Source organism: Thermotoga profunda AZM34c06, from assembly GCF_000828675.1.
GTDB classification, from domain to species: Bacteria; Thermotogota; Thermotogae; order Thermotogales; family DSM-5069; genus Pseudothermotoga_B; species Pseudothermotoga_B profunda.
This window is the reverse complement of sequence record NZ_AP014510.1, coordinates 1,692,246-1,702,866: the sequence shown is the minus strand read 5'-3', so window position 1 is coordinate 1,702,866 and position 10,621 is coordinate 1,692,246. Positions and strand designations below refer to the sequence as shown.

The 10,621-nt window shown below is 38.7% G+C and carries 12 protein-coding genes and 1 tRNA gene; 11 read left to right on the top strand and 2 right to left on the bottom strand.

Going from position 1 to position 10,621, the window contains the following annotated elements:
• Positions 1 to 5 precede the first annotated feature (5 nt).
• From holA to tsaD, 4 genes are all read left to right on the top strand, one after another.
• A complete protein-coding gene (holA, locus tag TSP02S_RS08330) occupies positions 6 to 956 on the top strand; it encodes a DNA polymerase III subunit delta (RefSeq protein WP_041083376.1) in 951 nt (316 codons plus the stop codon).
• Complete coding sequence (locus TSP02S_RS08325) at positions 953 to 2,107, top strand: TIGR04013 family B12-binding domain/radical SAM domain-containing protein (protein ID WP_041083374.1); 1,155 nt, start codon at positions 953 to 955, stop codon at positions 2,105 to 2,107. Before holA ends, TSP02S_RS08325 begins: the two co-directional genes overlap by 4 nt.
• 80 nt (positions 2,108 to 2,187) lie before the next feature.
• On the top strand, positions 2,188 to 3,402 hold the full coding sequence (gene clpX, locus TSP02S_RS08320; protein ID WP_041083372.1) for an ATP-dependent Clp protease ATP-binding subunit ClpX: 1,215 nt from the start codon (positions 2,188 to 2,190) through the stop codon (positions 3,400 to 3,402).
• Positions 3,402 to 4,394 (top strand): tRNA (adenosine(37)-N6)-threonylcarbamoyltransferase complex transferase subunit TsaD, encoded by a 993-nt coding sequence (gene tsaD / locus TSP02S_RS08315; RefSeq protein WP_052465396.1) that lies wholly within the window; start codon positions 3,402 to 3,404, stop codon positions 4,392 to 4,394. The genes clpX and tsaD overlap by 1 nt, the downstream gene beginning before the upstream one ends.
• On the opposite strand, the gene TSP02S_RS08310 is transcribed toward tsaD, so the two are convergent.
• Both TSP02S_RS08310 and TSP02S_RS08305 read right to left on the bottom strand, forming a co-directional pair.
• Positions 4,360 to 4,617: a DUF370 domain-containing protein gene (locus TSP02S_RS08310; protein WP_041083371.1), complete on the bottom strand. Its 258-nt coding sequence runs from the start codon at positions 4,615 to 4,617 to the stop codon at positions 4,360 to 4,362. The genes tsaD and TSP02S_RS08310 overlap by 35 nt on opposite strands.
• A 14-nt stretch (positions 4,618 to 4,631) precedes the next feature.
• Positions 4,632 to 5,093 carry a flavin reductase family protein gene (locus TSP02S_RS08305; protein WP_070104622.1) on the bottom strand — a complete coding sequence of 154 codons (462 nt, stop codon included), beginning with the start codon at positions 5,091 to 5,093 and terminating at the stop codon, positions 4,632 to 4,634.
• A gap of 49 nt (positions 5,094 to 5,142) precedes the next feature.
• Between TSP02S_RS08305 and TSP02S_RS08300 the strand changes: the two genes are divergently transcribed.
• The 7 genes from TSP02S_RS08300 to TSP02S_RS08270 all read left to right on the top strand — a co-directional run bounded on the left by TSP02S_RS08300 (position 5,143) and on the right by TSP02S_RS08270 (position 10,616).
• Positions 5,143 to 6,054: an ABC transporter ATP-binding protein gene (locus TSP02S_RS08300; protein WP_041083369.1), complete on the top strand. Its 912-nt coding sequence runs from the start codon at positions 5,143 to 5,145 to the stop codon at positions 6,052 to 6,054.
• A gap of 9 nt (positions 6,055 to 6,063) precedes the next feature.
• Entirely contained in the window at positions 6,064 to 7,236 is a 1,173-nt protein-coding gene (locus TSP02S_RS08295) for an ABC transporter permease (RefSeq protein ID WP_041083367.1), read from the top strand.
• A complete protein-coding gene (locus TSP02S_RS08290; protein WP_041083365.1) occupies positions 7,229 to 8,281 on the top strand; it encodes an ABC transporter permease in 1,053 nt (350 codons plus the stop codon). The genes TSP02S_RS08295 and TSP02S_RS08290 overlap by 8 nt, the downstream gene beginning before the upstream one ends.
• A 13-nt stretch (positions 8,282 to 8,294) precedes the next feature.
• Complete coding sequence (locus TSP02S_RS08285) at positions 8,295 to 8,489, top strand: DUF6485 family protein (protein ID WP_082025985.1); 195 nt, start codon at positions 8,295 to 8,297, stop codon at positions 8,487 to 8,489.
• A 50-nt stretch (positions 8,490 to 8,539) separates the two neighbouring features.
• Positions 8,540 to 9,685: an HD-GYP domain-containing protein gene (locus TSP02S_RS10775; protein WP_171816334.1), complete on the top strand. Its 1,146-nt coding sequence runs from the start codon at positions 8,540 to 8,542 to the stop codon at positions 9,683 to 9,685.
• A 258-nt stretch (positions 9,686 to 9,943) separates the two neighbouring features.
• Positions 9,944 to 10,021, top strand: a tRNA-Asp gene (locus TSP02S_RS08275).
• Between the two features lie 52 nt (positions 10,022 to 10,073).
• Positions 10,074 to 10,616 (top strand): hypothetical protein, encoded by a 543-nt coding sequence (locus tag TSP02S_RS08270; protein ID WP_041083361.1) that lies wholly within the window; start codon positions 10,074 to 10,076, stop codon positions 10,614 to 10,616.
• Positions 10,617 to 10,621: the final 5 nt, after the last annotated feature.

The window sequence follows — 10,621 nt, the reverse complement described above, 5'->3', positions numbered from 1 at the left end:
TGTAGGTGATCGAACTGAATGTACTTGTACTTTCAGGTGATGCAAGGGTTTTGAAAGATGAATATGTAAAAAATATCGCTTTGGAAAAAAATCTGACGAGAATAAAAATCGATGTTGATGATGCTCAAAGAATCTCTGAGATCTTGTCTCAAAATAATCTTTTTGCGTCGTTTCTCATAGATGTGGTTGATTACAGTAGTTGGAAGAAAGAAGACCAGAAACAGTTTTTAGAAAAGATTGAGGCGGCATCTATACCTGTTGTTGTGAGAACTTCCACCCCGATTAAAGATCTTGAATCAATGGATTTTTCCCTGCCTAAGCCTTGGGAACGTGAAAAATGGCTTGAATACATACAGGAAAGATTGAAAAAACATTCATTATCTTTTGACACAGCTGCCTTAGAGACGTTCTTTGATATGGTTGGTCCCGATGATCTTCTCATAGAAAGAGAGATAGAAAAACTCGTTTGTGTTGGTAAAAAGATCACATCTGAATTGGTGAAAGAATTTGTCTTCAACCACTCTAAATTACAAATCGACGAATTGTGTTTTTCTATATCATCGGGCAATCAAGAGCAATCTCACAAGATCCTGTCAATGGTCCTTTCCTATGCTGAGCCAGTACTCATCGTGAATGCCCTCTGTAAACATTTTATCGATCTGTATAAAATCTTGTCTGTTGCTGACAGACGTGAGAGTTATTCATGGGTTTATATAAAAGATATCTCACAGAAACTTGATATACCAATTGTGAGAGCCGCGAGGATAATGGGATTCACTTTTAAAGGTCAGCCTCGCACTATTAATCATTTAAAGATTTATGATTTTGAGAAATTAGAATCGATATTAAATCAACTTCAATCGCTCGATAGGGAGATAAAATCTTCTGAGAACAAAACGATTCCCATTCATCTTTTTATAGAATCCGTCTGTCAAACTATAGGTGATAAGCCTTGAAACTCATCTTCAGAATGCAGAAAAACAACCGTTATAGCCTCATACCATTGATAAGCGCTGTACACAGTAGAGTAAAAGATGTACAGATATTTCTTGCAAATGATGTACGGGAGATTTTGAAAATAGAGCCACCCGCTGTCGTTGCGTATTCTTTCATGAGTTTTGATCTTGATCAGATTTCTAAAGAGATACAAAAACTGAAGGTCTTGGGTTATACATTGATAGCCGGTGGACCACATGTCACAGCAAGACCATTTAAATCTTTAGAACTTGGTTTTCATCACATCTTCATAGGAGATGGTGAGGAGAATCTCATAAGATTCTTGAATGGCGAACAAGACGTTATCTTCGATGGACTTAAAAATCGAATCAATCTCGATGATTATCCTCCATTTTGTGTTGATTTAGATCTTTTCATGCCTCTTGAAATAACAAGAGGCTGTGTCTTTGATTGCGCTTATTGCGAGACATCGCTAATTGGAGGTAGAAAGCCAAGGCACAGAAGTATCGAATCGATAATCCATTACTGTGAATTGGGTTTGAAGAAGAACAAATACATAGCCAGGTTTATATCACCCAATTCTTTTGGATATGGTTCGATCGATGGTATCAAACCCAATGTAAATGCTATAGACACAATGTTGTTTGAATTGAAAAAAATCGGTATGAGAGAGATATACTTTGGTACCTTTCCGTCTGATGTCAGACCGGAATCGGTTAGTGACGATTTGCTAAAGGCGATCAAAAAATACGTCAACAACAGATCAATCACTATAGGTGCTCAAAGTGGAAGTGAGCGAGTACTTAAAAAGATCAAAAGGACTCATTCTGTCGAGAATCTGCTGAAAGCCATCGATCTGATCCTTTCCAATGATTTTACACCGTATGTCGATTTCATCTTTGGATTTCCCTTTGAAACAGATGAAGATAGATACGAGACACTCAATTTGATCGACAAACTCGTTCGTATTGGCTGCAAAATACACGCGCATACTTTCATGCCTTTACCTGGTACAGAATTAGAACAGATAGGTAGTGCAGTTATTCCAGAATGGTTTAGGAAGAGAATAGCACAACTTTCATCGCAAGGTAAGCTCGATGGATATTGGGAAAAGCAAAGGATTCTGTCACAGAAACTGGCTGGTCGTTGATTTTTCTGATCATAATTTTGTGAACTCTTATTAACTATGAAAACCATTCATTGTGTTACAATGACACCGGAGGGAGATATTTGGCAGAAAAATTCTGTTCATTTTGTGGAAGACCTGCGAGTCAGGTAAACAAATTGATAGCCGGTCCGAGCGCATACATATGTGATGAGTGTGTTGAGTTGTTTCATGATCTTCTTGTTACCGACAAGCGTGTCAAAAGAGAAAAAAAGCGGCAGTTACCAAAACCCGCTGAGATAAAAGCCGAGCTTGACAAATATGTAGTTGGTCAGGAAAGAGCAAAAAAGATAATATCAGTTGCCGTTTATAATCATTACAAGAGAGTTTTCTATGGTACCGATAACGATGATGTTGAAATAGAAAAATCCAACATAATGATGGTAGGGCCGACGGGCTGTGGGAAAACCTTGATAGCCAGGGTTCTTGCGAAGATACTGGATGTACCCTTTGCAATAGCTGACGCAACGCCATTGACAGAAGCCGGTTATGTGGGAGAAGATGTTGAAAATGTCATTCTGAGGCTCTTAGAGGTTGCACATTTTGATATAGAGAGAACTCAATATGGCATCATTTACATCGATGAGATTGATAAAATCGCCCGTAAGTCTCCCAACCCTTCTATTACAAGGGATGTTTCGGGAGAAGGTGTACAGCAGGCATTACTAAAGATCGTAGAGGGAACCATAGCAAACGTGCCGCCCCAAGGAGGCAGAAAGCATCCATATCAAGAATTCATAAAGGTTGATACGACTAATATTCTGTTCATCGTTGGTGGTGCCTTCGACGGACTCGAGGAAATTGTGAAAAGAAGAATTCAAGATTCTACGATGGGTTTCGGGGCAGACGTGAAGAGTAAAAAACAAATGAGACTCGGTGAGATCTTATCTTATGTGACACCAGATGATCTTGTCCAGTATGGAATGATACCGGAATTCGTCGGACGATTTCCCGTGATAGCCACATTAGACGATCTTAGCGAGGAGGATTTGGTCAGAATACTCAACGAGCCAAAGAATGCGATCATAAAACAGTACAAAAAATTACTCCAGCTTGATAACATAGAACTCGAGATAACGACCGATGCGCTCTATGCCATTGCCCGCAAAGCACTCAAAAAAGGAACTGGCGCAAGAGCACTTAAGAGTGTATTTGAAGAAATCATGATAGATATCATGTTTGAGATTCCTTCTTCAAAAGATATTGAGAAAGTTATCGTAACTCGTGAAGCAGTTGAAGGAACTGAGAAACCAAGAATGGTAATGAGGGAGATAGCGTAGTGCCTTTGGTATTGGCAATTGAAACGTCTTGTGACGAGACGTCGGTTGCGGTAGTCGAGGACAAAAAGGTCTTGTCCAACATAGTCTTATCGCAAATAGAAATTCATGGAAAATTCGGAGGAGTCGTACCAGAGATAGCAGCAAGACAACACCTGAAAAATTTGCCTGTGATATACAAAGAGGCAGTTTATCAGTCTAATATAAATCTTTCAGAAATAGACGCGATCGCTGTTACCATAGGTCCAGGACTCATAGGTGCTCTGCTTGTAGGGCTTTCCTTTGCCAAGGGAGTATCAGTCTCACTGAATAAACCATTAATAGGAGTCAATCATCTACTTGGTCATGTCTGTGCAGCGCATTTGGCTTTTGATCACTTGACACTTCCATATGTTGCTTTACTGGTTTCTGGTGGACACACCGAGCTCTTGGTTTTTGAAAATTCCACAACAAAGCCAAAGGTACTTGGTAGAACTTTGGATGACGCTGCTGGAGAGGCTTTTGATAAGGTGGCAAGATTACTCAACATTGGGTATCCCGGTGGACCTGCTATAGAAAAGATTTCAAAAGATGGTGATCCACACAAATATAACTTTCCAAGGGCGATGATTGAAAAAGAAAACCTCGATTTCAGTTTCTCCGGTTTGAAAACTTCTGTATTGTATCTTTTACAAAAGGAAAGAGATTTTTGTGTCGCAGATGTCGCTGCCTCTTTTCAAGAAGCCGTTATCGATGTTCTTGTTGAAAAAGCTGCGAGTGCACTGCAAATGACTGGTTTGAAAAAACTCGTGGTCAGTGGAGGAGTGGCTTCGAACACGAGATTACGGGAAAAACTAAGTCAAACAGCGAAAAAGATGGATTTTGAACTTTACATTCCCCCAAAATCCCTTTGCACTGACAATGCAGCAATGATAGCGCAGGCTGCCACTGAGATACTCAATGAAGGAGTGAATTTTTCACTCAGCGTGACTGCTGATCCTGCTCTTTCTTTTTGAAAAGTCTCTGTTTAACTCTGTTTGCCTTTTCACCAAGGAGCAATACATGACCACTGTCTGTGACAATGACACTTTTTGCCTGTGCACCATAGGTTAAATTCAACATCTTATTTGAAAAACTGGCTGTTTCGCGCATCTGTTTTGCAGTGATGTTATTGATCGATATGACAGCTCTGACACGATCTCTGTTAACATAAACCCCTCTGGTCACTTGTATAAACATCGATATCCCTCTTTTCAAAACCAGTCTCTCATGAGAAAGATCATTGGTTTACCATTTTGTCTAAATACTTTGTGGTTGACAATTCTACCATTGTAGATGAAATGATCTCCTGATACAAACTTACCTTCTAACTCACACTCAAAATAACCAAGTACTCCTTCGATTATTGGTAATCCCAACTTTTCACTCTTTGACCATTTGACCTTTGAAAATTTGTCGAAATTTCTACTTGAATAATAACCGAAAAGTTCTGCCAATTGGCGTTGACTCTCGTCCAAGATCTGAATAGCGAATTTTCCACTTTTTTCAATGAGTTCTGCTGTTCGTCTCGTTGGACCAAGTGATACTGCAAGCATAGCTGGTTTAAAAGAAGATTGCATAACCCACGCGGCAGTTAAGCCAGACAACTGGTTTTCAAACTCTGTTGACACAATGTAAACTCCTTGTACCAAATAATCAAATGCATCCTTAACCATAACATCACCTATTTACTATACTATCATAAGTACACGAGGGGGTATTTCAATGAATGCAATAATGGTCAAGAATCTTAAAAAATATTACGGTAGTACAAAGGCAGTCGATGGTGTCAGTTTTGAAGTATTTGAAGGAGAAATCGTGGCACTCCTTGGACCAAATGGTGCAGGAAAGACGACAACCGTTGAAATCATAGAAGGGTTAAGAAAAAAAGACGAAGGAGAGATCTATTATTTTGGAAGAAAGGTTGACCAAATTGATAAGGACGTGAAATCTCAAATAGGGGTTCAACTTCAGAAAACGGCCTTTTTTGAACATCTAACTGTTTATGAGACAATTGAACTTTTCGCGGGTTTGTACAATATTCAAGCCAAGAAGAATGATATAGAAAACCTGATAAATCTTGTTGCACTTCAAGAAAAGACTAAGAGTAGGGTGAAAAATCTTTCAGGGGGACAACTTCAAAGGTTGGCTCTTGCTGTGGCACTTGTCAACGACCCAAAGATTCTTTTTCTCGATGAACCCACAACTGGACTCGATCCACAAGCTCGTAGACATGTCTGGGAAATCATAGAACAGCTAAAGCAGAAAGGAAAGACAATCTTTTTAACTACCCATTATATGGAAGAGGCTGAAAAACTCGCCGACAGAGTTTTTATAATGGATCATGGTAAGATCATAGCTTCTGGTACAGTACAGGAACTTGTGAAGTCGATTGGTATGGATAGTTATATCGAATTTTCTGCTGACAACTCACAGGTACTTCTCAAAGAAATCGTCAATTTGAGAACTGCCGACCATGATAAACTGATCCTACCAGTGAGTGATGTTGAAGAATCGATCCACATGCTTTTGAACAAGGCAAAACAACTCGAAATTAATATCGATAACATCGTGATAAGAAGACCAAATCTCGAAGATGTCTTTCTGAATCTAACCGGCCATTCCCTCAGAGATTGAGGTGGGAAAATGCGAATTTTCAAACTATCAAAGGCTTTCTTTTTGAACGATGTTCGTGAATTCAGTGGTTTCTTCTGGCCATTCATTTTTCCATTGATCTTGTTTTTCATACTCGTTTCAGTTTTTTCAGGCACTTCATCGAATGACAGTGGAATAATTTTCAGGCTTGGAATTGTAAAGGAAGAAGATTTCGCGGGTTTTGGAAAGATCCTGGAACAAGTTATCGAAAAGATTCAGCCAGAACCATTTCAGATCACAATGTTTGAAGATTTAGATGAAGCACAAAAAAATCTTCAGTTGAAAAAGATAGATCTCGTGCTCAGAATACCAAAAGGGTTGAACATATCAATGGCGAGAGTCATGCTTTTTTCAGGTAGTCCGGCAAAGATTGAGCTCTATACACTTGCAAATTCTTATGAATCACAGATAGCGAGCAAAATACTTCAATCCATTCTCCAACAAGTTGATCTTGAGATGTCAAAACAGGCGATTTTAAGATCTGGTGGAGAGTACAAGGTTGTTGATTTTATTGTAAAGCCTATTGAAGGGCAAAGACATTCGAATCAATTTCACTATCCAACATATGTTTTTCCAGCCATATTGCTTATGTCTATCATGTCTGGAGCGTTGTTCAGCCTTCCGCTTGGACTGATCTACAACCGAGAGCAAGCGGTAAACAAGAGATTGTATACAACTCCAACTAATTCTTTTGATTATCTTTTATCACTGGGTATGAGTCTTTTCACAAGTATGGTACTCTCTTGCGTATTGATCTATGTAATGGGATTGGCAGTTTACAAAATAAGTACTCTTTGTTTGTCTATTGAATTCATATTGAAGCTTTTGTATTCAATAGCTGTTTGTTTCAGTTTGGGAATAGTGGTTGCATCTTTCTGCAGAAAGTTCACTACCGCTCTGGTTATTACTCAGATTGCCTATCAGATATTGATGTTCCTTGGAGGATTCTATTTTCCAGTTTTGAATTTCAACATGCCTCAGCTTATTAAAATCGTGGTGCGAATATTACCGACAACCTATTTGGTTGAAAATTTGAGATATTCCCTTGGACTACATCTATATAGTTTTTCTCAAATGGAATTTTGGGTCATTCCGGGATTGTGGATCATAGGTTCAATTGTTGCTTTCTCTCTGAACTTCAAGAGGGTGATGGGTTATGAATAGGCAATTCTTTGTTTTCATGAAGGCTTATTCATTGGAATCTGTGAGAAATTCAGTTGGTCTTTTCTTCACAGTCTTTTTCCCTGTGGTGTTCCTTCTGATCTTCGGATTTGTGTTCAGTGGTGAGAGTTCTTACAGAAGAACGATTGGAATATATACAGACGATGCAAAGATCATCTCAGCACTGGAAGAGTTGGGTAGTTGGGATGTAAAGATTTATCATGATGATAAAGATCTCTTGAGTGATGTGCAAGAATCAAAGATTCCAATCGGAGTAACAACCTTCGGAACAAGTGTTAGTTTATATTATCAAAACAACCCGTCGCTTATCGGTGAAGTAAAGATTTTAGAGCTTTCCTTGAAGGGAATTATTGAAAAAACCATCAATTCACCCAGAAAGTACATAGATATCGACAGTAAACAAATTCAACAAACCACTACGGAAATCTCGGATTTTGACTATATGATGATGGGCGTTATAGCATTGTCTTTGTTCTCGAATGGGATGTTTTCTATAATAACGGTTTTTGGAAATTACAGGAAAAAGGGTACCCTTAGAAGATTGACTTTGACTGGTGTTGAGCCAATCAAGATTATTTCGAGTGTCTCTTTTGTGAGATTGATTCTCAGTTTTTTGTCTCTTGTAGTTGTTTTGATGCTGTGTAGCGTGATCTTTAAGAGTAATATACAGTTCAATTGGTTTTTGTTGGTGCCAACCGTCGTTTTCGTCACGATTGGAATGATGGCGATAGGAGTCTTACTTTTATCTGTATTTAAAAACACGAATGCGGCGTCGAACGCCGCTTCAATTCTCAACACAGTTATGGTCTTTTTCTCGGGAGTATATTTTCCAATCAACTTCATGCCCAGTTATATAAGATGGATCGCCTATATTCTTCCAGTCAAATATGCCGCAGATCTTGTTCGTTACAGTGCGAATGCACAGGCTATGAGCACGATATATTTTGTAACGACAAATATCATCTTCCTTGTTTGTGGGGTTGTGGCTTTGTGGTTTTCTGCTAAAATCTTCATGAAGGCTGATTGAGGAGGTAGATTCTGTGAACTGTGTTAACAGAGAAAGAAACCTCAAAAGCTGCAACTGTTCATACCCAGGATGTCCACGAAAGGGTATTTGCTGTGAGTGCCTTGCTTATCATAGATCTCATGGAGAACTTCCTGCGTGTTATTTTTCAAAGGAAGATGAGAAAAGTTGGGATAGATCGATTGAAAACTTCATCTCAAAGCACAAGTAGGTGAAAGTAATATAATTTTCAGAAAACAATTTCTACTTCATCCAATTATTTTGACAGTTGCCTTTGTTTTATCGGCATTGTTTTTTATAAATATCAATCACCAGAAAGCCTCACAGGTGGAGCAATTAGCTCTACAGGTTTTTGTTGCACATTTGCAATACACCGCAAAGGGGTTGAGCGAAGGATATTTTCATTGGGATGATATGTTCAAGGCAATTTTAAGAGGTGATGAAGGGTTTCTAAGTCGGCAAGTTGAGGAGATGAAAAGCCTTTATCCAAATTTGATTAAGGTTGATTTGATAGATGAAAATATAGAGAAAGAGTACGAAATTGGCTATGAAAATGGTTTTGTCAGAATGAAATTTGGTATTTACGATGATGAAGGGCAGTTAAGGGTAAAAGATAAATCGATTTATGCCCTTTTTGATTCCGGTGGTATTCTCACAGAGACTGGATTGAAGAATGTCGTTCGTATATCTTATAAAAACGGTGACTTTAAACTCGTTTATTCTGGGAGAATTTTCAGTTTCTACAGTTTCATCATTTCTCTTCTTATAGCATTCATGACAGTCATATCCTTTGAGAGTCTAAGGAGATTTCTAATAAGGCAGCATTATGAGTACGAAGGTCTTGAAGCAATCATAGAGATTCTTTCCAAAAAGGACAGTTATACAGCAAATCATTCGAAAATGGTTGCTCGTATTTCATTGGAACTCGGAAAGATTTCAAGACTCTCAAAAAGAGATTTGAAACTCCTATATAAAGCAGCAATACTCCATGATATAGGGAAAATCGCTGTACCAGAGAGTATTCTCAACAAGCTTGGAAAACTTTCGACACAGGAATACGAAATTATTCAAATTCATCCCGAAATAGGTGCGCAAATCGTTGAAAAATTTCCAGGGTTACGAGAGACAGCAAAAATCATTCGGTATCATCACGAACGTCTTGACGGTTCTGGTTATCCAGAAAGATTACAAGGTGAACAAATACCATTACTTGCTCGAATTCTTGCTGTGGCAGATGTTTACAGCGCTTTGATAGATGACAGACCTTATAGAAAAGCTTATACAGAGTTAGAAGCAATACAGATAATGAAAGATATGCCATTGGATCAGAAATTTGTCGATTTGTTGGAAGAATGTGTAAGGTTAAAACAACACAACATTGCGACAGAGTTTTCTCTGAAAGATTAGACCTATGCCAATATACGTTTCTGTGTGCACACCAGCCGGCTGAATTTCCTTCCATTATATATTATACGATTTTCTAAACCCATGAAAATGAAAGAAATCAACATGTAAAGCTGATAAGCTTTTAATAAACCAAATCAAACTCAGGAGTGATGAACGAAATACTTACTTTCGATATGATTTTACCTTGAATTTAGAATAAAGTAACTTCAAAAGCCCACTTGACTTTCTTCGGATTTTCTGTCAAAATACAAAAGTGTTGGGGACGTGGTGCAGTCTGGTTAGCATGCCGGTCTGTCACACCGGTGGCCGCGGGTTCAAGTCCCGTCGTCCCCGCCAGAGGGAGGCGTGAGCCTCCCTTTTGTGTTATAATATCTTCAGAGGTGAATGCGTGAGGCTTCTGCTTGGAAGGCAGATTGTTTTGAAGGAATTTTACCATACCGATTTGGCTGTTTCGTGGATTGAAGAACCCATTGCTGGTGCTTATGCTTATCTAATAGGTAACGATAAAGGTTATATGTATGTTGCCACCAATTCAGATGAGATCCACTATGGCAGTGATTTTGATTACCTGAACACCCCGTTTGGAAAAATGGTGATTATTTGTTCTTCAAAGGTGATTAATTGGGAATTGATACACAAATCCAGAGAATCTGACACACTTTTAACGATTGTATTTCAGCGTGTCACGAATATTTCTGATCTACTCTTGACAAAGGCGATTTGTTGGGGTGCGAGCAAAGAGTTCAATGTACCTGTAGCTTTGTTGATAAATCACGCAGACAACTTGCAATACCAATTTTGTGTACCGGGTCAGGGAAGAGAAAAATCCGGGATAGTATATGATTCCACTACAAGTTGCATGATTGATATGGATGTTTCAAAAACTGAAAGTGGTGTCTTTTTCAGCGTGAGAAGTTTCGCTGAAGGTTGAGTGTC

Bases quoted from the DNA above. Each gene is read 5' to 3' on its own strand.
- TSP02S_RS08295 (WP_041083367.1), top strand. From the start codon at position 6,064: ATGCGAATTTTCAAACTATCAAAGGCTTTCTTTTTGAACGATGTTCGT.
- TSP02S_RS08290 (WP_041083365.1), top strand. From the start codon at position 7,229: ATGAATAGGCAATTCTTTGTTTTCATGAAGGCTTATTCATTGGAATCT.
- TSP02S_RS08300 (WP_041083369.1), top strand. From the start codon at position 5,143: ATGAATGCAATAATGGTCAAGAATCTTAAAAAATATTACGGTAGTACA.
- TSP02S_RS08310 (WP_041083371.1), bottom strand. From the start codon at position 4,617: ATGTTTATACAAGTGACCAGAGGGGTTTATGTTAACAGAGATCGTGTC.
- TSP02S_RS08305 (WP_070104622.1), bottom strand. From the start codon at position 5,093: ATGGTTAAGGATGCATTTGATTATTTGGTACAAGGAGTTTACATTGTG.